This window comes from Pseudomonas sp. AL03, assembly GCF_029960815.1.
In the GTDB taxonomy this organism is placed as follows: Bacteria; Pseudomonadota; Gammaproteobacteria; order Pseudomonadales; family Pseudomonadaceae; genus Aquipseudomonas.
Genome location: NZ_JASBRE010000038.1, coordinates 1 through 20,412, shown reverse-complemented (window position 1 = coordinate 20,412; position 20,412 = coordinate 1). Strand labels below are relative to the sequence as shown.

Annotated in this window: 24 protein-coding genes; 17 read left to right on the top strand and 7 right to left on the bottom strand. The window is 60.1% G+C overall.

The genetic code is table 11. From position 1 onward, the window contains the following. Nucleotides 1–9 precede the first annotated feature (9 nt). From QK293_RS24895 to pilG, 4 genes are all read right to left on the bottom strand, one after another. Entirely contained in the window at nucleotides 10–2,067 is a 2,058-nt protein-coding gene (locus QK293_RS24895) for a methyl-accepting chemotaxis protein (RefSeq protein ID WP_282382333.1), read from the bottom strand. Between the two features lie 216 nt (nucleotides 2,068–2,283). Next, complete coding sequence (locus tag QK293_RS24890) at nucleotides 2,284–2,832, bottom strand: chemotaxis protein CheW (protein WP_282382331.1); 549 nt, start codon at nucleotides 2,830–2,832, stop codon at nucleotides 2,284–2,286. A 10-nt stretch (nucleotides 2,833–2,842) separates the two neighbouring features. Continuing rightward, nucleotides 2,843–3,208, bottom strand: a complete 366-nt coding sequence (gene pilH / locus QK293_RS24885; protein WP_007897961.1) for a twitching motility response regulator PilH — start codon at nucleotides 3,206–3,208, stop codon at nucleotides 2,843–2,845. Nucleotides 3,209–3,265: 57 nt separating this feature from the next. Then, nucleotides 3,266–3,670 (bottom strand): twitching motility response regulator PilG, encoded by a 405-nt coding sequence (gene pilG, locus QK293_RS24880; protein ID WP_282382370.1) that lies wholly within the window; start codon nucleotides 3,668–3,670, stop codon nucleotides 3,266–3,268. Nucleotides 3,671–4,169: 499 nt separating this feature from the next. Here pilG and gshB point away from each other — a divergent pair, with 499 nt between their 5' ends. From gshB to QK293_RS24845, 7 genes are all read left to right on the top strand, one after another. Next, on the top strand, nucleotides 4,170–5,123 hold the full coding sequence (gshB, locus tag QK293_RS24875) for a glutathione synthase (RefSeq protein ID WP_282382328.1): 954 nt from the start codon (nucleotides 4,170–4,172) through the stop codon (nucleotides 5,121–5,123). 77 nt (nucleotides 5,124–5,200) lie between these two features. Beyond that, complete coding sequence (locus QK293_RS24870; RefSeq protein ID WP_282382326.1) at nucleotides 5,201–6,100, top strand: energy transducer TonB; 900 nt, start codon at nucleotides 5,201–5,203, stop codon at nucleotides 6,098–6,100. A 232-nt stretch (nucleotides 6,101–6,332) separates the two neighbouring features. Then, the gene (locus QK293_RS24865; RefSeq protein ID WP_282382323.1) at nucleotides 6,333–6,905 is read left to right on the top strand and encodes a YqgE/AlgH family protein; all 573 of its coding nucleotides are present in this window, start codon (nucleotides 6,333–6,335) and stop codon (nucleotides 6,903–6,905) included. Continuing rightward, on the top strand, nucleotides 6,905–7,342 hold the full coding sequence (ruvX, locus tag QK293_RS24860) for a Holliday junction resolvase RuvX (RefSeq protein WP_090178626.1): 438 nt from the start codon (nucleotides 6,905–6,907) through the stop codon (nucleotides 7,340–7,342). The genes QK293_RS24865 and ruvX overlap by 1 nt, the downstream gene beginning before the upstream one ends. Before the next feature lie 98 nt (nucleotides 7,343–7,440). Then, nucleotides 7,441–7,944 carry a bifunctional pyr operon transcriptional regulator/uracil phosphoribosyltransferase PyrR gene (gene pyrR, locus QK293_RS24855; protein WP_282382315.1) on the top strand — a complete coding sequence of 168 codons (504 nt, stop codon included), beginning with the start codon at nucleotides 7,441–7,443 and terminating at the stop codon, nucleotides 7,942–7,944. 27 nt (nucleotides 7,945–7,971) lie between these two features. After that, nucleotides 7,972–8,976, top strand: a complete 1,005-nt coding sequence (locus QK293_RS24850; protein WP_074871640.1) for an aspartate carbamoyltransferase catalytic subunit — start codon at nucleotides 7,972–7,974, stop codon at nucleotides 8,974–8,976. Beyond that, a complete protein-coding gene (locus tag QK293_RS24845) occupies nucleotides 8,973–10,244 on the top strand; it encodes a dihydroorotase (protein ID WP_282382308.1) in 1,272 nt (423 codons plus the stop codon). Before QK293_RS24850 ends, QK293_RS24845 begins: the two co-directional genes overlap by 4 nt. A gap of 41 nt (nucleotides 10,245–10,285) precedes the next feature. Here the strand turns inward: QK293_RS24845 and QK293_RS24840 are convergent, their stop codons facing one another. Further along, a complete protein-coding gene (locus tag QK293_RS24840) occupies nucleotides 10,286–10,705 on the bottom strand; it encodes a TM2 domain-containing protein (protein WP_282382306.1) in 420 nt (139 codons plus the stop codon). 249 nt (nucleotides 10,706–10,954) lie between these two features. Between QK293_RS24840 and QK293_RS24835 the strand changes: the two genes are divergently transcribed. Next, nucleotides 10,955–11,572: a C40 family peptidase gene (locus tag QK293_RS24835; RefSeq protein WP_282382304.1), complete on the top strand. Its 618-nt coding sequence runs from the start codon at nucleotides 10,955–10,957 to the stop codon at nucleotides 11,570–11,572. 42 nt (nucleotides 11,573–11,614) lie between these two features. On the opposite strand, the gene QK293_RS24830 is transcribed toward QK293_RS24835, so the two are convergent. Then, entirely contained in the window at nucleotides 11,615–12,649 is a 1,035-nt protein-coding gene (locus tag QK293_RS24830) for a type IV pilus twitching motility protein PilT (RefSeq protein ID WP_282382302.1), read from the bottom strand. 56 nt (nucleotides 12,650–12,705) lie between these two features. On the opposite strand from QK293_RS24830, the gene QK293_RS24825 reads away from it, so the two are divergent. The 9 genes from QK293_RS24825 to QK293_RS24785 all read left to right on the top strand — a co-directional run bounded on the left by QK293_RS24825 (nucleotide 12,706) and on the right by QK293_RS24785 (nucleotide 19,419). Then, entirely contained in the window at nucleotides 12,706–13,404 is a 699-nt protein-coding gene (locus tag QK293_RS24825) for a YggS family pyridoxal phosphate-dependent enzyme (RefSeq protein WP_282382301.1), read from the top strand. Nucleotides 13,405–13,437: 33 nt separating this feature from the next. Continuing rightward, nucleotides 13,438–14,256: a pyrroline-5-carboxylate reductase gene (proC, locus tag QK293_RS24820; protein WP_282382300.1), complete on the top strand. Its 819-nt coding sequence runs from the start codon at nucleotides 13,438–13,440 to the stop codon at nucleotides 14,254–14,256. Between the two features lie 10 nt (nucleotides 14,257–14,266). After that, entirely contained in the window at nucleotides 14,267–14,857 is a 591-nt protein-coding gene (locus QK293_RS24815; protein WP_282382299.1) for a YggT family protein, read from the top strand. Between the two features lie 192 nt (nucleotides 14,858–15,049). Continuing rightward, nucleotides 15,050–16,189, top strand: a complete 1,140-nt coding sequence (locus QK293_RS24810; protein ID WP_282382297.1) for a homoserine O-acetyltransferase — start codon at nucleotides 15,050–15,052, stop codon at nucleotides 16,187–16,189. A 7-nt stretch (nucleotides 16,190–16,196) separates the two neighbouring features. After that, the gene (gene metW / locus QK293_RS24805; protein WP_282382295.1) at nucleotides 16,197–16,817 is read left to right on the top strand and encodes a methionine biosynthesis protein MetW; all 621 of its coding nucleotides are present in this window, start codon (nucleotides 16,197–16,199) and stop codon (nucleotides 16,815–16,817) included. Between the two features lie 26 nt (nucleotides 16,818–16,843). Continuing rightward, the gene (locus QK293_RS24800; protein WP_282382293.1) at nucleotides 16,844–17,278 is read left to right on the top strand and encodes a DUF4426 domain-containing protein; all 435 of its coding nucleotides are present in this window, start codon (nucleotides 16,844–16,846) and stop codon (nucleotides 17,276–17,278) included. Beyond that, complete coding sequence (rdgB, locus tag QK293_RS24795) at nucleotides 17,275–17,871, top strand: RdgB/HAM1 family non-canonical purine NTP pyrophosphatase (RefSeq protein ID WP_282382291.1); 597 nt, start codon at nucleotides 17,275–17,277, stop codon at nucleotides 17,869–17,871. The genes QK293_RS24800 and rdgB overlap by 4 nt, the downstream gene beginning before the upstream one ends. After that, a complete protein-coding gene (gene hemW, locus QK293_RS24790) occupies nucleotides 17,868–19,073 on the top strand; it encodes a radical SAM family heme chaperone HemW (protein WP_282382289.1) in 1,206 nt (401 codons plus the stop codon). Before rdgB ends, hemW begins: the two co-directional genes overlap by 4 nt. A 22-nt stretch (nucleotides 19,074–19,095) precedes the next feature. Beyond that, nucleotides 19,096–19,419 carry a DUF3392 domain-containing protein gene (locus tag QK293_RS24785; RefSeq protein WP_090178584.1) on the top strand — a complete coding sequence of 108 codons (324 nt, stop codon included), beginning with the start codon at nucleotides 19,096–19,098 and terminating at the stop codon, nucleotides 19,417–19,419. 75 nt (nucleotides 19,420–19,494) lie between these two features. Here QK293_RS24785 and QK293_RS24780 read toward each other — a convergent pair whose 3' ends face one another. Continuing rightward, nucleotides 19,495–20,283, bottom strand: a complete 789-nt coding sequence (locus tag QK293_RS24780) for a hypothetical protein (protein WP_282382278.1) — start codon at nucleotides 20,281–20,283, stop codon at nucleotides 19,495–19,497. Nucleotides 20,284–20,412: the final 129 nt, after the last annotated feature.

The window sequence follows — 20,412 nt, the reverse complement described above, 5'->3', positions numbered from 1 at the left end:
ATAGGCGCTTCACACTTTATCCGCGGCCTGGGGCTTGGCGGCCGGCAAGGTGAACCCGGACACGGAACGCCGCAGCTGGCTGGCCATTTTCGCCAGGTTGCCAATGCTCTCGGCGGTGGCAGTGGAGCCGGACGATGTCTGCGTGGTGATCTGCTGGATCACGTTCATCGTCAGGGAAATCTGACCGGCCGAAGACGTTTGTTGCTGCGCTGCGTTGGAAATACTCTGGATCAGCGCTGCGAGGGTCTTCGACACGCCTTCGATTTCTTCCAGGGCCACTCCGGCATCCTGCGCCAGACGCGCGCCGCGCACCACTTCGGTGGTGGTCTGCTCCATGGAAATAACGGCTTCGTTGGTGTCGGTCTGAATCGCTCGCACCAGGGTTTCGATCTGCCGGGTGGCGGCAGACGAGCGCTCGGCCAGCCGCTGGACTTCATCGGCAACCACCGCAAAACCGCGCCCGGCATCACCGGCCATGGAGGCCTGGATCGCCGCGTTGAGCGCAAGGATGTTGGTCTGGTCGGCAATGTCATCGATCAGGCTGACAATGTCGCCGATTTCTTGAGAAGACTCGCCGAGACGCTTGATGCGCTTGGCGGTGTCCTGAATCTGCTCGCGAATATTGTCCATGCCGTGGATGGTGTTGTGCACCACCTCATTGCCCTTGTTGGCGATTTCCACCGAGCGCTCGGCCACCGCTGAGGATTCGGCGGCGTTGGCCGAGACCTGGTCGATAGACTGGGCCATGTCGTTGATCGCGGTGGAGGCTTCGGCAATCTGCTGCGCCTGATGCTCCGAAGCCTGCGCCAGGTGCATGGCGGTGGCCTGGGTTTCCTGCACGGCGGCAGCGACCTGGCCAGCGGTGAGGTTGATGGTTGCCACCAGATCGCGCAGTTGGTCCACGGAATAGTTGATCGAGTCAGCGATGGTCCCGGTGAAGTCTTCGGTCACCGAGGCGGTCACGGTCAGGTCGCCGTCCGCCAGGTCTTCGATCTCGTCGAGCAGGCGCATGATCGCGTTCTGGTTGCGTTCATTCTTCTCGGCGGTTTCGCGCAACTGACGATTGGTTTCGCGAACCATCACCAGGCCAATGAGGATGATCGACATCAGTGCCAGCAGGCCCAGCACATACCCGCCAATGGTGTCGGTGCTGCGCCCGCCCGCCAGGTTTTCGAAACCGCCGGCCAGGTGTGAGGCTTCGTCGAGCAGGGTCTGCGACAGGGTGAAAATGTTGGTGGCCGATTCGCGGACCTTAAACAGTTCCGGCGAGGTTTCGAGGATTTCATCCACCGAGCCCGAAACGAATTCGAACAGCTCGGAAATCTCGATCAACCGCGCGCGCGCGTCACGGTCTTCAACCTGACTGACCTTAAACGCCGGATTGCCCTGGAGCATGCCGGTGAGTACCTGGCCGAATCGCGCAGCATCGCGCCCGAAGGCGTCGGCGGCCTGCTGCGAATTTTCATCGCCGGACAACACGGTGTTCACCGCACCGAGAATCCGTTCAGCCAACAACGATTGTCGCTGGGCCATGGCGACCTGTGCGGCCGGGGCACCGCGCTGGAGGAGAATTTCGACGACTTTTTCGTACTCGACCTGCAACTGCGGCACCGTTTCGGCCAGGGTCGCGGCGACTTGATGCAGCGACAGCACGGTCTGTTCGCTGGAGAGGATCGCGTCGGTGTTTTTCAGCAGGCGTTCCCAGTCCAGTTGCACGGCGCGCATTTCCGGGCGCACGGTGGAAGGTGCCGGCGGCAGGCCGGTGGAGGGATCGCCTTTCTTCAAATAGCCCCAGCGTTGGGCAAAGTCATTGCGCGCATCGCTCAGCAGTTTGAACGCCGCTGCCTTGCCGGCAGCGGCTTCGGTGGCGTTCTTGGCAATGCGCTGAGACAGCACGCGCAGCTCGCCGGCGTGGCCGATGTACTGTTTATCGTACGTGGCCTGGGTATTGAGGTAAGCGAAGTTAGCGAACAGCAGCATGATGAAGACGATCAGCGCGATGAACAGCGCGATGATCTGTGACCGGCTGCGCGACCCTTCTGGCTTGCCTGTTTTTGCTTTTATCATCGGTCCTCGCCTGAACAGCTGAATTCTCTGTGACCGCCAATCCTCGACACCTACGCGATCCCTTGCAGCAGCTGGCAAAGCCTGCGTCCGACTGCGAAGCGGTCGTCAACTCTGGCGCTACGGTGCATCTGAAAAAAACACGCCGCCTGATTTTGCGAGGGCTTCGCCCTCGAACGCAGCCTTCGGCAGCTGCTACATAAGGCAATGCGTTCGCGTTTACAGCGCTACGTGCATAAAGCTTTGTGACTGCGCCAATGCAAACGGGCTGAACACCTGCCAGCTCTGCTCACGCTGGAACCGGCCTTTGATGAACGGTGCAATCGGGCCACTCAAGGTCTCTACCGGTTCCAGACTGTTCTGGGCAAAGTGCTGCAAGCCGAAAACCTCATCGACCATCAACCCGGCAAACACCTCGTTGTGTTCCACGACCAACACCCGCCGCTGCCTACGCACCGCCGACAACTCATGGCCAAGCTCATAACCAGAAAAGAAGCCGCACAGTTCGATGATCGGTAATAGACGCCCGCGCAGGTTGGCAACGCCCTTGACCCAAGGTTTGACCCCCGGCAATTGCGTGAACCGCGGCTCATGCAAGACTTCGCTGACTTCGCCCATGGGCGCGACGTACCAGTGCTCGCCCAGCCGAAAGCCGATGCCGCTCCAACTGTCTTGTCGGGTCGGCTGGGACGGCAAGTCCGCCGCCAGCACACGGCAACGCTGGTCGATCTGCAGCAGCAGTTCGAAGGCAGTCAGCGACTCGGTCATGGCCGGACGGTCAACCGGCCAGCACGTTGTTCAGGGTCTTGATCAGGGTGTCTTCGTCGACCGGTTTGGTCAGGTAATCCTTCGCGCCCTGGCGCGTGCCCCAGACTTTGTCGGTTTCCTGATCCTTGGTGGTGATGATGATCACCGGGATGTGCCCGGTTTCCGGGTCTTTGGTCAGCTGGCGGGTCGCCTGGAAACCATTGAGGCCGGGCATGACGATGTCCATCAGCACCGCGTCGGGTTTTTCCTGACGGGCCAGGGCCACGCCGTCGGCACCGTTTTCGGCTTTCAACACTTCATGACCGTGCTTTTCCAGCATGCCGGTCAGTTTGTACATTTCAGTCGGCGAATCATCGACGATCAGAATACGTGCCATGGTCTTCCCCATTCTTGTCGACGCCGGGCCCGCTGGCCGAGCGTCACTGTGCGTGTCCTAGTGCGGCAAAACGGCGGCGAAGCCCGGTACATGGGCCTGGATCGCGTTCAGCAGTTCTTCCTTGCTGAAAGGCTTGGTCAAAAACTGGTCGGAGCCGACGATTCGCCCCTTGGCCTTGTCGAACAGCCCGTCCTTGGACGACAGCATAATCACTGGCGTGGACTTGAACGCACTGTTGTTCTTGATTAAAGCGCAGGTCTGATAGCCGTCCAGACGCGGCATCATGATGTCGACAAAGATGATGCCGGGGTGATTGTCGGCAATCTTGGCCAAGGCATCGAAACCATCGATGGCCGTGATCACTTCACACCCCACGTTCTTCAACAACGTTTCGGCGGTGCGGCGAATCGTCTTCGAATCGTCGATCACCATGACCTTCAAGGCGCTGGAATGCTGTTCCATAAATGCTCTGCCGTCGCCTTTGCGAATCAAATTGTCCATTTCCGATAACCGGAGGCTCGAAACCCTTGATGTTCAAGGTAGGGGGCGTTCTCAGTCAGTTTCCCCGCCGCGTTGTCGCCTTAAAGCGGGCCAGGCAAGGCGCAGGCCGCTGGGAATGGTTGTTCCCTTTCCAAGGCCTGCAACGCAGCCTGGCCCGCTTTAAGGCACAACCCGAAGGGCCGGGTCTGCTGTTGTGCAGGGCAGCGTTGCTCGAAGCTTATTTGGAATGACCAAACCACGCTTCTCGCGCCTTGCCCTGCACAACAGCAGACCCGGCGCGGTGGGGAAACTGATTGAGAACGCCCCCTGGCACGATATGGCAGCCTTTTTAGCACAGTCTCCAAATCCAATCTATCGGGCGACTGGCGCAGTGGTTTTTCCTTGACCGGGAACACACTCAGCGCCACTCTGACGCCACTTTTTCGTGTCCATTCGGACCACCCAATTCGAGGAAAAACCCATGAGCGTTCGCGTCGGGATTGTCATGGACCCAATCGCCAGCATTTCCTATAAAAAGGATAGCTCGCTGGCCATGCTGCTGGCCGCACAGAAGCGCGGCTGGGAACTGTTCTATATGGAACAGAGCGATTTGTACCAGGCCGAAGGTGAAGCGCGTGCGCGGATGCGTCCGCTGAAAGTCTTCGCCAACCCGCAAAAATGGTTCGAACTCGACGCCGAGACCGACGCGCTGTTGAGCGACCTGGACGTGATCCTGATGCGCAAGGATCCGCCGTTCGACATGGAGTTCGTCTACTCCACTTACCTGCTGGAGCAAGCCGAGCGTGCTGGCGTATTGGTGGTCAACAAGCCGCAAAGCCTGCGTGACTGCAACGAAAAACTGTTCGCCACGCTGTTCCCGCAGTGCACGCCGCCGACTATCGTCAGCCGTCGCCCGGACGTCCTGCGTGAATTCGCCGATCACCACGGCGACGTGATCCTCAAGCCGCTGGACGGCATGGGTGGCTCATCGATTTTCCGTCACACCGCTGGCCATCCGAACCTGTCGGTGATCCTCGAAACCCTGACCCTGCATGGCAAACAGCAAATCATGATCCAGGGTTACCTGCCGGCCATCGTCGATGGCGACAAGCGCATCCTGATGATCGACGGCGGACCGGTGGATTACTGCCTGGCGCGAATTCCTGCCGCCGGTGAAACCCGTGGCAACCTCGCCGCCGGCGGCCGTGGCGAAGCCCGACCGCTGACCGAGAAAGATCGCTGGATCGCCGCACAAGTCGGCCCGACCCTGCGCGAGAAAGGCCTGCTGTTCGTCGGCCTGGACGTTATTGGCGAACATCTGACGGAAATCAACGTCACCAGCCCGACCTGCATTCGCGAGATTGATAATGCGTTTGGCACCGACATCGGTGGCCTGTTGATGGATGCCATCGATCAGAAGCTCAAGGCTCGTTGAGATAGAACAGCCAAGAAACGACCCACATTGCGTTATCATCCGCGGCCTGTGAAAAACGCGATGTTGGTTTTTTTGTCATGACACTCCCGTCCGATCTGCCCGCTGAACTCGCCCACCGTGGCGTGCGCCCGGCCGATCGCCTCGGTTTTACCCTGTTTCTCGCGGCGCTGATTCACCTGGCCTTGCTGTTGGGCGTCGGGTTCACCATCGTCGAACCCAAGCAAATCAGCAAAACCCTGGAAATCACCCTCGCCACCTTCAAGAGCGAAAAGAAGCCTGAAAAAGCCGATTTCCTCGCCCAGGAGAATCAGCAAGGCAGCGGCACCCTGGATAAAAAGGCGATTCCCAAGACCACCGAGGTCGCGCCTTTCCAGGACAACAAGGTGCAGAAAGTCACCCCACCGCCGGCGGCCAAGCCCGAAGTGCGGGAAGCGGCGCCCAAGGCAGCTGTGACGACCGTCGCGCCGAAGCCGAAAAAAGCCGCGGCCAAAACCGAAGAACCGAAGCCGGTCACCAAACCCGCAGTGGCCGCGCCGACGTTCGACAGTGAACAGCTGTCCAGCGACATCGCCAGCCTGGAAGCGGAACTGGCCAATGAACAGCAACTGTACGCCAAGCGCCCGCGCATTCACCGCCTGAGCGCCGCATCGACCATGCGCGACAAGGGCGCCTGGTATAAGGACGAGTGGCGTAAGAAGGTCGAGCGCATCGGCAACCTGAATTACCCGGACGAAGCCCGACGCAAACAGATTTACGGCAATTTGCGCCTGATGGTTTCGATCAACCGCGACGGCTCGCTCTATGAAGTGCTGGTGCTGGAGTCATCCGGGCAACCGCTGCTGGATCAGGCCGCCCAGCGCATCGTGCGGCTGGCGGCACCGTTTTCGCCGTTTACCGGGGATTTGTCGGATATCGATCGTCTGGAAATTATTCGAACGTGGAAGTTTGCTCGCGGGGACAAGTTGTCCAGTAATTAAGGGACGGCACGCTCTCTGTAGCAGCTGGCGAAGCCTGCGTTCGAGGACGCAGTCCTCGCAAACCCACAAAACACGGTCCTCCTGAGTAAATGACGTATAGCTGTTTAGACTGCCACCGTGGCGCATTGACGCCTCGGCTTGGGCGAGTCCATCCAATTACAGGGGTGTGCGACAGCATTTCCCGTGCATCCCCAGCTTGTCAGTTCGCCCCTCCAACGCCACACTAGCGCTCATGAAGAACGTCAGCCCCAGCTACCTCAAGCATCACTTCCTGATCGCCATGCCTCACATGGTCGACCCGAACTTTGCGCACACCTTGACCTATATCGTCGAGCACACGGCCAATGGTGCCATGGGGCTGGTGGTCAATCGTCCGCAAGACCTCAATCTGGCCGATATCCTCGAGCAACTGCGCCCCGACATCGAACCGCCGTTGCTCTGTCAGCATGTGCCGATCTTCATCGGCGGCCCGGTGCAGACCGATCGCGGTTTTGTCCTGCACCCCTCGGGCAAGACGTTTCAGGCGACCGTTGATCTGGAGGGCGACCTTTCCCTGTCCACCTCCCAGGATGTGCTGTTCGCCATCGCTGACGGCGTCGGCCCGGCAAAAAGCGTGATCGCCCTCGGATACGCTGGCTGGGAAGCCGGGCAGCTTGAAGCCGAACTGGCCCAGAACGCCTGGCTGACCTGCCCGTTCGAAGCCGATATTTTGTTCAACACCAGCAGCGAACTGCGCCTGGAAGCAGCGGCCAAGCACCTGGGCGTCAATCTCAGCCTGCTGACCAGCCAGGCGGGGCACGCCTGATGGCCCTGCGCCTGATTTTGGGTTTCGACTACGGCACCAAACAGATCGGCGTTGCGGTCGGCCAGGTGATTACCGGCCAGGCCCGCGAGCTGTGCACCTTGAAGGCACAAAATGGTATTCCCGACTGGAATCAGGTCGAAGCCCTGATTAAAGAGTGGAAACCGGATGCTGTAGTCGTCGGCCTACCGCTGAACATGGATGGCACACCGAGCGACATGTGCCTGCGCGCGGAGAAATTCGCCCGCCGCCTCAACGGCCGCTACAACCTGCCCTTCTATACCCACGACGAACGCCTCACCACCTTCGAAGCCAAGGGCGAACGGCGTGATCGTGGCGGACAAAAGGGCAGCTACCGCGACAACCCGGTCGATGCCATCGCCGCCGCCCTGCTGCTGCAAGGCTGGCTCGACGAAAACAGCGCACTGTTCGAGTCCTGACTGCATCTAATTCTAAAGAGCCGCTGTAAGCGACTCTCTATAGCGAAAACCCGAGCCAAACCCCGCACGCACCGGCTCGGGCCCAAGAAGGAGCAACCATGAGCCTGCCCAATCCCGCCGAACTGATCAGCCAGATGGCGATCCGTCTCAAGGCACACTTGGAACACCGTGGCATCAGCGAACCGCGTTACATCGGCATTCGCACCGGCGGCGTCTGGGTCGCCCAGGCGTTGCTCGATGAACTGGGCAGCGACTCGCCCCTGGGTACCCTGGACGTGTCCTTCTACCGCGATGACTTCAGCCAGAACGGCCTGCACCCGCAAGTGCGCCCATCCGCGCTGCCGTTCGAGATCGAAGGCCAGGACCTGGTGCTGATCGACGACGTGCTGATGAGCGGCCGGACCATCCGCGCCGCCCTGAACGAACTGTTCGACTACGGTCGCCCGGCCAGCGTGACGCTGGTGTGCCTGCTGGACCTGGACGCCGGCGAGCTGCCGATCCGCCCGAATGTGGTCGGCGCGACCTTGTCGCTGGCGGCCCACGAGCGGGTGAAACTGTCCGGCCCGGAACTGAAGCTCGAACTGCAAGACCTCGCCCTTTAATTCGCCCTATTGAGAGTCCCCCTCGCGATGACGCCTCTAGAAACCAAGCGCCCGCTGCAGCTCAATGATCAGGGCCAGCTGCGCCACTTCCTCTCGCTCGACGGTTTGCGCCGCGAGCTGCTGACGGAAATCCTCGACACCGCCGACTCGTTCCTCGAAGTCGGCGCCCGGGCGGTGAAAAAAGTCCCGTTGCTGCGCGGCAAGACCGTGTGCAACGTGTTCTTCGAGAACTCCACCCGCACACGTACTACTTTTGAACTGGCGGCCCAGCGGTTGTCGGCAGACGTGATCACGCTGAACGTGTCCACCTCGTCGGCAAGCAAGGGTGAAACACTGCTCGACACCCTGCGCAACCTTGAAGCCATGGCCGCTGACATGTTCGTCGTGCGCCACGGTGATTCCGGCGCGGCGCACTTCATTGCCGAACATGTCTGCCCGCAAGTGGCGATCATTAACGGCGGCGACGGCCGTCACGCCCACCCGACCCAAGGCATGCTCGACATGCTCACCATCCGTCGGCACAAGGGCGGCTTCGAAAATCTTTCGGTGGCCATCGTCGGCGACATCCTGCACTCGCGGGTGGCGCGCTCGAACATGCTGGCCCTGAAAACCCTCGGTTGCCCGGACATCCGCGTGATCGCGCCGAAAACTCTGCTGCCTATTGGCGTCGAGCAATACGGCGTGAAGGTCTACACCGACATGACCGAAGGCCTGAAGGACGTCGACGTGGTGATCATGCTGCGCCTGCAGCGCGAACGCATGACCGGCGGCCTGCTGCCGAGCGAAGGCGAGTTCTACCGCCTGTTCGGCCTGACCACCGCGCGCCTGGCCGGGGCCAAGCCGGATTGCATCGTCATGCACCCGGGGCCGATCAACCGCGGTGTGGAGATTGAGTCGGCGGTGGCCGACGGCCCGCACTCGGTAATCCTCAACCAGGTCACCTACGGCATCGCGATTCGTATGGCCGTGTTGTCCATGGCCATGAGCGGGCAGACTGCCCAGCGCCAATTCGAGCAGGAGAACGCCCAGTGAAGCTCAGCATTCTCGGCGCCCGCGTCATCGATCCAAGCAGTGGCCTGGATCAAGTTACCGATATTCATGTTGAAGCCTGCAAGATCGTCGCCCTTGGCGCGGCACCGACCGGTTTTGTCCCAGTCGAGACCATCGACGCCAAAGGCCTGGTGGCCGCGCCTGGCTTGGTTGACCTGAACGTCGCCCTGCGCGAGCCGGGTTACAGCCGCAAAGGCTCGATTGCCAGCGAAACCCGCGCCGCTGCGGCCGGCGGTGTCACTAGCCTGTGCTGCCCGCCGAAAACCAAACCGGTGCTGGACACCTCGGCCGTGGCCGAACTGATCCTCGACCGCGCCCGCGAGGCCGGCAACACCAAAGTCTTCCCGATCGGCGCTCTGAGCAAAGGCCTGGACGGCGAACAGCTTGCAGAGCTCGTTGCCTTGCGTGATGCCGGCTGCGTAGCCTTCGGCAACGGCCTGGAGAGCTTTCGCAACACCCGCACGCTGTGCAGGGCGCTGGAATACGCCGCCACATTCGACCTGACGGTGATTTTCAACTCTCAGGACCATGACCTGGCCGAAGGTGGCCTGGCCCACGAAGGCCCGACCGCCAGTTTCCTCGGTTTGCCGGGCATTCCGGAAACCGCTGAAACCGTGGCTCTGGCCCGGGATCTGCTGCTGGTCGAGCAAAGTGGCGTGCGCGCGCACTTCAGCCAGCTCACCAGCGCTCGTGGCGTGGAGCTGATCGCTCAGGCCCAGGCTCGCGGGCTGCCGGTGACCGCCGATGTGGCCTTGTATCAGCTAATCCTGACTGACGAAGCGCTAATCGACTTCAGCAGCCTCTATCACGTCCAGCCGCCGCTGCGCACCCGCGCCGACCGCGACGGCCTGCGCGAAGCTGTGAAATCGGGTGTGGTGTCGGCGATCTCCAGTCATCACCAACCCCACGAACGTGACGCCAAACTGGCGCCGTTCGGTGCCACCGAGCCGGGCATCAGCAGCGTTGAACTGCTGCTGCCGTTGGCGATGACACTGGTGGAAGACGGTTTGCTGAACCTGCCAACGCTGTTGGCGCGCTTGAGCACCGGACCTGCCGAGGCGTTGCGCCTGCCGGCGGGCAAACTGGCGGTGGGTGGACCGGCGGATATCGTGCTGTTCGATCCGGCGGCTTCGACCGTGGCCGGTGAAACCTGGCTGTCCAAGGGCGAAAACTGCCCGTTCATTGGCCACAGCTTGCCGGGTGTGGTGCGTTACACCCTGGTGGATGGACGGATCAGCCACCAGGCGTAAGCGCGACCTGATCATTCCCACGCTCCGCGTGGGAACGATCATCAACGGTTCTGCGCATTACGAATCGACACCTGATCATTCAGCGTCCAGAAGTCATACAGCACCCCCAGAAAGAACAACCCGCCCGTCACCAGATACAGCAACCCGCTGATCCATTTGCCCTGATACATCCGATGTACGCCGAATACCCCAAGAAATGTCAGCAGAATCCACGCCACGTTGTACTCAATAGGTCCGGCGGTAAAACGCAGGTCTGCTTCGCGATCCATGGCCGGGATCAGAAACAAATCAATCAGCCAACCGATACCCAACAGACCGAAGGTGAAGAACCAGATCGTCCCGGTCACCGGCTTGCCGTAATAGAAGCGGTGAGCGCCGGTAAAACCCAAAATCCACAGCAGGTAACCAATCATTTTGCTGTGCGTGTCTTGCTGCGGAACGGGCTGTTGATAGGTGTTCATGAAGGACCTCGATTCACACGATAGATAAATATTCTTGAATTCTTTGTGACTTTTTTACAGGTGGCCGACATATGGCAGATGTTACCTTGTCTCCCGTCAAAGCCTTGTGCCACCTGACTTGTGTCCGACAATTGCGTCCATTTGCCGCTTATTTGGTTCCGTTGACCTCAAGTTGAATCGACCAACGGCCTCGGAAGGGGCAAAAAAGCTGTTATAAAGTTGCGCGCTAACTTATATGAGCCTTGCCTAATGCGTCCATTTTTCAAGACATGGCTAACCATTTGCCTTTTGATGCCACTGGCCGCCCACGCCACCAATCGTGAGCAACGTCTTCCTGACGTTAATGGTTATACCCAAAAATCCCATGTTTCTGCTCCTTCGAGCAAAAACAAACAGACCGTAAAACGCTCTCCCCAACTGAGCAGCAAAAGCAGCCTGGTTCCGCCGATGGCGACCAAGGAAAGCAGCAACGTGCTGAGCCGCGCAGTGAACGTCCTCGGTACTCCGTACCGTTGGGGTGGCAGCAGCCCAAGCAAAGGGTTCGACTGCAGTGGCCTGGTGAAATACGCGTTCAACGACGCCACGTTTGACCTGCCGCGCACCTCCAACGCCATGGCCAGCGGTCATGGGGAGAAAGTCGATCGCAAGGACCTGAAGCCTGGCGACCTGATCTTCTTCAACCTCAAGAGCCGTCGGGTCAATCACGTTGCCATCTACCTGGGCAACGACCGCTTCATCCACGCACCGCGTCGTGGCAAGTCGGTGAGCATCGACACCCTGAAAAAACCGTACTGGCAAAAACACTACGTGGTTGCCAAGCGGGTTATGCCGAAAGAGAAGAACACCTTACAGGTTGTTCAGCGCTAACTCGATCGTTCCCACGCAGAGCGTGGGAACGATCAACTTCTTTCAGAAGTTATCCGGCGTGCGCGCCTTCTCCCGCGCATGCTCGCGGCTGATCAAGCCCTTGGTCACCAGCTCCTTCAAGCACATATCCAGCGTCTGCATCCCCAGGTTTCCCCCGGTCTGAATCGACGAGTACATCTGCGCCACTTTGTCTTCGCGGATCAGGTTACGGATCGCTGACGTACCGAGCATGATTTCGTGGGCTGCAATCCGCCCACCGCCGATCTTCTTGACCAGCGTCTGCGACACCACCGCCAGTAACGACTCGGACAGCATCGAACGGACCATCGATTTCTCGTCCCCCGGAAACACGTCCACCACCCGGTCGATGGTTTTTGCCGCCGATGTCGTGTGCAGCGTGCCAAACACCAGGTGACCGGTTTCGGCGGCGGTCAACGCCAGGCGAATGGTCTCGAGATCCCGCATTTCACCGACCAGAATCACGTCCGGGTCCTCCCGCAGGGCCGAGCGTAGGGCCGTGGCAAAACTGCGAGTATCACGATGGACTTCACGCTGGTTAATCAAGCATTTGCGCGACTCGTGGACGAACTCGATCGGGTCTTCGATAGTGAGGATGTGCTGATGACGATGGGTGTTCAGGTGATCGATCATCGCCGCCAGGGTGGTGGACTTGCCGGAACCGGTCGGACCGGTCACCAGCACCAGCCCCCGCGGTGCTTCGGTAATCTTGCGAAACACTTCTCCCATTCCGAGATCGTCCATGCTCAGGACCTTGGACGGAATGGTCCGGAACACCGCGCCGGCACCACGATTCTGGTTGAACGCGTTAACCCGAAAGCGTGCCACGCCGGGCACGTCGAAGGAGAAGTCGGTTTCCAGGTGCTTTTCGAAGTCCACCCGCTGAGTGTCGTTCATGATGTCGTAGATCAGCGCCTGAACCTGCTTGTGGTCCAGGGCCGGCAAATTGATGCGCCGCACATCGCCATCGACGCGGATCATCGGCGGCAGGCCGGCGGACAGGTGCAGATCGGACGCTCCTTGTTTAGCGCTGAAGGCCAGCAGCTCAGTGATATCCATAGCGCTCCTCAATTCCAGTAGAATGCCGCCAACCTTCAGACCGCTGGCGCCTCTTGATGTCCACGATAGCAGACAACATTCTTCAGGTTAGTACACGCATCCACGCCGCTGCCGTCGCCGCAAAGCGCGACGAAGACAGCGTTCAGCTGCTGGCCGTGAGCAAGACCAAGCCAGCCGAGGCCGTGCGTGAAGCGCATGCCGCCGGGATCCACGACTTTGGCGAGAACTACCTGCAGGAAGCCCTGAGCAAACAGCTCGAATTGGCCGACCTGCCCTTGATCTGGCACTTCATCGGCCCCATTCAATCGAATAAGACTCGCGCTATCGCCGAGCATTTCGCTTGGGTGCATTCCGTGGATCGTTTGAAAATCGCACAACGCCTGTCCGAACAACGTCCTGCCGATTTGCCACCACTGAACATCTGTATCCAGGTCAACGTCAGCGGTGAAGCCAGCAAGTCCGGCTGCACCCCGGCCGACCTGCCAGCCTTGGCCAATGCCATCAGCGAACTGCCACGCATCAAGCTGCGCGGGTTGATGGCAATCCCCGAGCCGACTGAAGATCGCGCCGCCCAGGATGCCGCTTTTGCTGCCGTGCAGCGCCTGCAAGCCAGCCTGAACCTGCCCCTCGACACACTTTCCATGGGCATGAGCCACGACCTCGAGTCGGCCATCGCCCAAGGCACCACTTGGGTCCGCATCGGCACGGCCCTGTTTGGTGCTCGCGGCTCTCAACAAATGCATGGCCAGCCATAACGTGGCTGACTCCTCTCTTTATAAGGACCTGACATGAGCAAGACTCGTATTGCCTTTATCGGTGCCGGCAACATGGCCGCCAGCCTGATCGGTGGCCTGCGCGCCAAAGGTCTGGACGCCGCGCAGATCCGCGCCAGTGATCCGGGCGCCGAAACCCGCGCCAAAGTGAACGCTGAACACGGCGTTGAAGTACTCGCCGACAACAGCGACGCCATCAAGGGCGCCGACGTCGTCGTACTGGCGGTCAAACCCCAAGCGATGAAAGCCGTCTGCGAAGCGATTCGCCCAAGCCTGAAACCGAATCAACTGGTGGTCTCGATTGCTGCCGGCATCACCTGCGCCAGCCTGAACAACTGGCTCGGCGCCCAACCAATCGTGCGTTGCATGCCCAACACCCCGGCGCTGGTGCGTCAGGGCGTGAGCGGTTTGTTCGCCACGGCTCAAGTGACAACCGAACAACGCCAGCAAGCTGAAGAGCTGCTGTCGGCTGTCGGCATCGCCCTGTGGCTGAACGAAGAGCAGCAACTGGACGCGGTCACCGCTGTTTCCGGCTCGGGCCCGGCGTACTTCTTCCTGCTGATCGAAGCCATGACCGCCGCGGGCGTGAAACTTGGCCTGCCGCCGGAAACCGCTGCACAACTGACCCTGCAAACCGCTTTGGGCGCCGCTCACATGGCAGTGGCCAGTGACGTCGACGCTGCTGAACTGCGTCGCCGCGTGACGTCGCCTGCGGGCACGACGGAAGCGGCGATCAAGTCGTTCCAGGCCGGCGGCTTCGAAGCCCTGGTAGAAAAAGCACTCGGCGCCGCTGCGCACCGCTCGGCCGAGATGGCCGAACAATTGGGTCAATAAGGAGCCTTACATGATTGGATTGAACACTGCAGCGGTCTACGTGCTGCAAACCCTCGGCAGCCTGTACCTGCTGATCGTGCTGCTGCGCTTTGTGCTGCAACTGGTACGCGCGAACTTCTACAACCCGCTCTGCCAGTTCGCCGTGAAAGCCACTCAGCCGCTGCTCAAGCCACTGCGCCGGATTATCCCGAGCATGTTCGGCCTGGACATGTCCTCGCTGGTGCTGGCGATCCTCGTGCAACTGGCGCTGATGGCCCTGACCCTGCTGTTGACTTACGGCACTATCGGCAACCCGCTGCAATTGCTGATCTGGTCGCTGATCGGCGTGACCGCGCTGTTCCTGAAGATTTTCTTCTTTGCCCTGATCATCAGCGTGATCCTGTCGTGGGTCGCACCGGGCAGCCATAACCCTGGCGCCGAGCTGGTGAACCAGATCTGCGAACCGGCCCTGGCGCCGTTCCGCAAGGTCGTGCCGAACCTTGGCGGACTGGATATCTCGCCAATCCTGGCGTTCATGGTGCTCAAGCTGATCGACATGCTGGTGATCAACAACCTCGCCGCCATGACGATGATGCCGGAAATCCTCCGTTTGCTGATCTGACCCTTGGCGCATGATCGTTCCCACGCGCAGCAAAGGAATGCAGCCCGGGACGCTCCGCGTCCCTGCCGAATCGGACGCAGAGCGTCCATTGAGGCATTACCACGCAGAGCGTGGGAACGATCATGGGTTGTCGCTTGCTGCTAAAGGCAGCGGTCTTTAGACTTACGCCTCATTTCAACGAGAGCAGGGTCGATGCCAGCTGCCTTCCCCACCGATTCTGTTGGTCTGGTGACGCCGCAAGTGGCGCACTTCAGCGAACCCCTGGCCTTGGCCTGCGGCCGTTCGCTCCCAGCTTATGACCTGATCTACGAAACCTACGGCACGCTGAACGCCACGGCGAGCAACGCCGTGCTGATCTGCCACGCCCTGTCCGGCCACCACCACGCTGCCGGTTTCCACAGCCCCGACGACCGCAAACCCGGTTGGTGGGACAGCTGCATCGGCCCCGGCAAACCAATCGACACCAGCAAGTTCTTCGTGGTCAGCCTGAACAACCTCGGCGGTTGCAATGGCTCCACCGGCCCGAGCAGCGTCAATCCGGACACCGGCAAGCCGTTTGGCGCCGACTTCCCGGTACTGACCGTAGAAGACTGGGTTCACAGTCAGGCGCGCCTGGCAGACCTGCTCGGCATCAGCCAATGGGCTGCCGTGATCGGCGGCAGTCTCGGTGGCATGCAGGCCATGCAGTGGAGCATCACTTACCCTGATCGCATTCGGCACTGCCTGGCCATCGCCTCGGCACCCAAGCTGTCGGCGCAGAACATTGCCTTCAACGAAGTGGCGCGCCAGGCGATCCTCACCGACCCCGAATTCCACGGCGGTTCGTTCCAGGAAGCGGGCGTGATCCCCAAGCGCGGTTTGATGCTGGCGCGGATGGTCGGACACATCACGTACCTGTCCGACGACTCCATGGGCGAGAAATTCGGCCGGGGCCTGAAGAGCGAAAAGCTCAACTACGACTTCCACAGCGTGGAGTTCCAGGTCGAAAGCTACCTGCGTTATCAGGGCGAAGAGTTCTCCGGGCGTTTCGACGCCAACACGTACCTGCTGATGACCAAGGCGCTGGACTACTTCGATCCGGCGGCGAACTTCGACGATGACCTGGCGAAAACCTTCGCCAACGTCCAGGCCAAGTTCTGCGTGATGTCCTTCACCACCGACTGGCGCTTCTCCCCTGCCCGTTCGCGGGAACTGGTGGACGCGCTGATGGCGGCCAAAAAAGACGTCTGTTACCTGGAGATCGACGCTCCGCAAGGCCACGATGCCTTCTTGATTCCGATCCCGCGCTACCTGCAGGCGTTTAGCAATTACATGAACCGTGTTTCGCTTTGAGGAAGACATGAGAGCCGATCTGGAAATCATCCAGGAATGGATCCCCGCCGGCAGCCGCGTGCTCGACCTCGGTTGCGGTGATGGCGAATTGCTGACCTGGCTGCGTGAAAACAAGCAAGTCACCGGCTATGGCCTGGAAAACGACCCGGACAACATTGCCGAGTGTGTGGCCAAGGGCATCAACGTCATCGAGCAGGACCTGGACAAGGGTCTGGGCAACTTTGCCAGCAACAGCTTCGACGTCGTGGTCATGACCCAGGCACTGCAAGCCGTGCACTACCCGGACAAGATCCTCGACGAAATGCTACGCGTCGGTCGCCAGTGCATCATCACCTTCCCCAACTTCGGTCACTGGCGCTGCCGCTGGTACCTGGCGAGCAAGGGCCGGATGCCGGTGTCCGATTTTCTGCCGTACACCTGGTACAACACGCCGAACATCCACTTTTGCACCTTCGAAGACTTTGAAGCGTTGTGTCGCGAACGTGAAGCAAAGGTCATTGATCGGCTTGCCGTGGATCAACAGCACCGTCACGGGTGGGCCAGTAAGCTATGGCCTAATCTATTAGGTGAAATCGGTATTTACCGCGTCAGCAGCCCCGGGCTGCAAGACCACAAGGTCGCGGTCTGAGTCACGACACTTCGAGGAGAACGATCATGGGTCGTCTAGCGCTGTTTGTACTTACTGCCTGCCTGAGCATTACCACCATGGCCGCCGATGTTATCAAGGGCGAGCGCAAGCAAACCTTTGGCGACGTGACGGTGCATTACAACACCTTCAATTCCACCTTCCTGACACCGGATATCGCCAAAGCGGCCGAGCTGACCCGCAGCAAGAATCAGGGCGTGATCAACGTCTCGGTACTCAAGGAAGGGAAACCACAGACGGCTCAGGTCAGCGGCGCGGTCAAAGACCTGACCAGCCAAAGCATCCCGCTGAAGTTCAAACAAATCACTGAAACAGGCGCGGTGTACTACATCGCCCAGTTCCCGGTGGATCAGCAGGAAATTCGCACCTTTGACATCAAGGTGCAGACGGGCGACAAAACCAACACCATCAGTTTCCAACAAGAGCTTTTCCCCGGCCAATGATCAATTTCACGCAACTCGTACTGGCCAGCCATAACGCCGGCAAACTCAAGGAACTTCAGGCCATGCTCGGCGAATCGGTGCAACTGCGCTCGATCGGCGAGTTCAGCAGCGTCGAGCCTGAAGAAACCGGCTTGTCGTTCGTCGAAAACGCCATCCTCAAGGCCCGCAATGCTGCGCGCATCTCCGGCCTGCCAGCGCTGGCCGACGATTCCGGGCTGGCCGTGGATTTCCTCGGCGGTGCGCCGGGAATCTACTCGGCTCGTTATGCCGACGGTCAGGGCGATGCGGCGAATAACGCCAAACTGCTCGATGTGTTGAAAGACGTGCCGGAAGCCGAGCGCGGCGCGCAATTCGTCTGTGTGCTGGCGCTGGTGCGTCATGCCGACGATCCGTTGCCGATCCTCTGCGAAGGTCTGTGGCACGGGCGCATCCTTACCCAGGCCAGTGGCGAACATGGGTTTGGCTACGACCCGCTGTTCTGGGTGCCGTCGCGCGATTGCTCCAGCGCCGAGCTAAGCCCGAACGAAAAGAACCTCATCAGCCACCGCGCCCGTGCAATGGATCTGCTGCGCCAGCGTCTAGGCCTGATATGACCCATGAATCATCCGCGTCGCCGCTGATTTTCGGTGGCGCCGCACAATCGCCTCGGGCCGCCCTGCCTGTGCTGCCGCCGCTGGCGCTGTACATCCACATCCCGTGGTGTGTGCGCAAATGCCCTTATTGCGACTTCAATTCCCACACCGCCAGCCCGGTGCTGCCGGAAGAAGACTATGTGGACGCGCTGCTCGCCGACCTCGATCAGGACCTGCATACGGTCTATGGCCGTGAGCTGAGTTCGATCTTCTTTGGTGGCGGCACGCCGAGCCTGTTCAGCGCCGAAGCCTTGGGCCGCTTGCTCAAAGGTGTCGAGCAACGCATTCCGTTTGCCCGCGACATCGAGATCACTCTGGAAGCCAATCCGGGAACGTTCGAGCAAGAGAAGTTCGTCGCCTACCGGGCGCTGGGCATCAATCGCCTGTCGATCGGCATCCAGAGCTTTCAGGAAGAGAAACTCAAGGCCTTGGGGCGGATTCACAACGGTGACGAAGCGGTACGTGCCGCCGGCATGGCCCGTCAGGCCGGGTTCGACAACTTCAATCTGGACCTGATGCACGGTTTACCCGATCAGTCCCTGGACGACGCCCTCGGCGACCTGCGCCAAGCCATTGCCCTGAAGCCGACCCACTTGTCCTGGTATCAGCTGACCCTGGAACCGAACACGGTGTTCTGGAACCAGCCGCCGACGCTGCCGGAAGACGACACCCTGTGGGACATTCAGGAAGCCGGCCAGGCGCTGTTAGCCGAACAGGGTTACGCGCAATACGAAGTCTCGGCTTACGCACAGGCCGATCGTGCGGCGCGGCATAACCTCAATTACTGGAGTTTCGGCGACTTCATCGGCATCGGTGCCGGCGCCCACGGCAAACTCAGCCACCCGGACGGACGCATCGTCCGTACCTGGAAGACGCGCCTGCCCAAGGACTACCTCAACCCGGCCAAAAGCTTCAAGGCCGGCGAGAAAGCCCTGACCAATGAAGAGCTGCCGTTCGAGTTCCTGATGAACGCCTTGCGCCTGACGGCAGGCGTTGAATCGCGGTTGTACCCTGAGCGCACCGGGCTGAGCCTGGAAAGCCTCGCCGAAGGCCGCAGCGAAGCCGAACAAAGTGGCTTGTTGCAGGTCGAACCGTCACGTCTGGCGGCCACCGAGCGCGGACAACTCTTTCTCAATGACTTGCTGCAGACATTTCTGAGCTGATTTCAGCCTTAAGGGAAAACGAATGGATTTGATACTCGACCTGCTCGCCACCGCGTCCCGCTGGAGCCGTAGCAACCTGTCGGAAATCGCTCTGGCGCTGGTGGGCTGCCTGCTGGTGTTGTTTGGCGCCGATATCAAAGGCTGGGTCGACCAACGCCTGGGCAGCATCGCCGGCGCCTTGCGCGTCCCGCTGATGGCCCTGCTGTGCATGGTCGGCAGCGGCGTGGCGCTGATCTACGCCACGCCGTGGATCATCAAAGGCCTGAGCCAGTTCAACAACTACAGCCTGGCGCCGGTGTTGTTGGTGGTGCTGGTGTTGATTGGCGTTGTGGCCGACCGCCGCTGATTCCGAGTGCACACAAAACAACTGTGGGAGCGAGCTTGCTCCCACATTTTGTATTTAGGACTGACTCGCTTTCTATTACTTGCTGGATAACCCGGCTGCATTGCGCATCATGGCGCTTAGCCCGTGGAAGTCGTTGCAGCCCAGCGCTTCAGCTTCATCCAGATAGGCAATATTCTGGCTGTCAGGCCGGTCATTCTTGTTTACACGCGTCAGCGCCAGAATGTAGTTGGCCTCGGCCCGATATTGGTCTTCTGTCAGGACCAGCGCGACGGCGCGGGCCCGCATGGCCGCCAGCACACCCTGCTGCGGCAAGGGCGCCGCTTCGTCCATGAAACATAGGGAATGCTTGGCCGGTAACGGATAGGCGTCACCATGGGCGTCGGGCTTTTGCAGCAACTGCTCCAGCGACTGCAAGTACTTCAGGTGATCCGCGTTGTGCAGATCAAACCTCTCGTATGCCTTATCACACAAGTGGTAATAGCCAACCGCAGCCGCCAGCAAGCCTTGGTCCATGGCTTTTTGGTAAAGACCACACGTCTCTTTGCGCGTACGCTCGGAGAACATCGGGTTGTCCTGCAGGTTGGCCAAAAAGTACGTTGCTCCAGTGTGTCCGCCATCAGACGCTCGTTTCAGATTGTCTACGAGCGCTTCCAAATCACCTTCCGCATTGCGCAGCTGCTCTGGACTGTACTTGAAAGCAGATTCCCCGGCGGCTTCCAGCCTTAACCGTTCATCGGCGTCACGCTTGATTTTGTCGGCCACTCTCTGGGCGATTGCAAAGTATTCATCGGGCGTGACAACGCGTTCGCAAGCGGCAGAAAACAGCAGACTTAAAAATAGCGTGCAGGCGAAGATGACTTTCAAAACCCGTCTTCCTTTACAAGTGGGGACCTAGAGTTTTCGGCGGCCAAACGCCGATCTTGAACACCACACAAAACAAATAATGAAATGGCTACCCCCGCCGCCCCCTGTGATCGCCCACTAAGCTTTCAC

Coding starts and splice junctions, on each gene's coding strand:
- QK293_RS24825 (WP_282382301.1), top strand. CDS start 12,706: ATGTCCACGATAGCAGACAACATTCTTCAGGTTAGTACACGCATCCAC.
- rdgB (WP_282382291.1), top strand. CDS start 17,275: ATGATCAATTTCACGCAACTCGTACTGGCCAGCCATAACGCCGGCAAA.
- QK293_RS24895 (WP_282382333.1), bottom strand. CDS start 2,067: ATGATAAAAGCAAAAACAGGCAAGCCAGAAGGGTCGCGCAGCCGGTCA.
- QK293_RS24890 (WP_282382331.1), bottom strand. CDS start 2,832: ATGACCGAGTCGCTGACTGCCTTCGAACTGCTGCTGCAGATCGACCAG.
- QK293_RS24835 (WP_282382304.1), top strand. CDS start 10,955: ATGCGTCCATTTTTCAAGACATGGCTAACCATTTGCCTTTTGATGCCA.
- gshB (WP_282382328.1), top strand. CDS start 4,170: ATGAGCGTTCGCGTCGGGATTGTCATGGACCCAATCGCCAGCATTTCC.
- QK293_RS24865 (WP_282382323.1), top strand. CDS start 6,333: ATGAAGAACGTCAGCCCCAGCTACCTCAAGCATCACTTCCTGATCGCC.
- pilG (WP_282382370.1), bottom strand. CDS start 3,670: ATGGAACAGCATTCCAGCGCCTTGAAGGTCATGGTGATCGACGATTCG.
- QK293_RS24870 (WP_282382326.1), top strand. CDS start 5,201: ATGACACTCCCGTCCGATCTGCCCGCTGAACTCGCCCACCGTGGCGTG.
- pyrR (WP_282382315.1), top strand. CDS start 7,441: ATGAGCCTGCCCAATCCCGCCGAACTGATCAGCCAGATGGCGATCCGT.
- QK293_RS24800 (WP_282382293.1), top strand. CDS start 16,844: ATGGGTCGTCTAGCGCTGTTTGTACTTACTGCCTGCCTGAGCATTACC.
- QK293_RS24840 (WP_282382306.1), bottom strand. CDS start 10,705: ATGAACACCTATCAACAGCCCGTTCCGCAGCAAGACACGCACAGCAAA.
- QK293_RS24785 (WP_090178584.1), top strand. CDS start 19,096: ATGGATTTGATACTCGACCTGCTCGCCACCGCGTCCCGCTGGAGCCGT.
- QK293_RS24815 (WP_282382299.1), top strand. CDS start 14,267: ATGATTGGATTGAACACTGCAGCGGTCTACGTGCTGCAAACCCTCGGC.
- pilH (WP_007897961.1), bottom strand. CDS start 3,208: ATGGCACGTATTCTGATCGTCGATGATTCGCCGACTGAAATGTACAAA.
- proC (WP_282382300.1), top strand. CDS start 13,438: ATGAGCAAGACTCGTATTGCCTTTATCGGTGCCGGCAACATGGCCGCC.
- QK293_RS24830 (WP_282382302.1), bottom strand. CDS start 12,649: ATGGATATCACTGAGCTGCTGGCCTTCAGCGCTAAACAAGGAGCGTCC.
- ruvX (WP_090178626.1), top strand. CDS start 6,905: ATGGCCCTGCGCCTGATTTTGGGTTTCGACTACGGCACCAAACAGATC.
- QK293_RS24810 (WP_282382297.1), top strand. CDS start 15,050: ATGCCAGCTGCCTTCCCCACCGATTCTGTTGGTCTGGTGACGCCGCAA.
- hemW (WP_282382289.1), top strand. CDS start 17,868: ATGACCCATGAATCATCCGCGTCGCCGCTGATTTTCGGTGGCGCCGCA.
- metW (WP_282382295.1), top strand. CDS start 16,197: ATGAGAGCCGATCTGGAAATCATCCAGGAATGGATCCCCGCCGGCAGC.
- QK293_RS24850 (WP_074871640.1), top strand. CDS start 7,972: ATGACGCCTCTAGAAACCAAGCGCCCGCTGCAGCTCAATGATCAGGGC.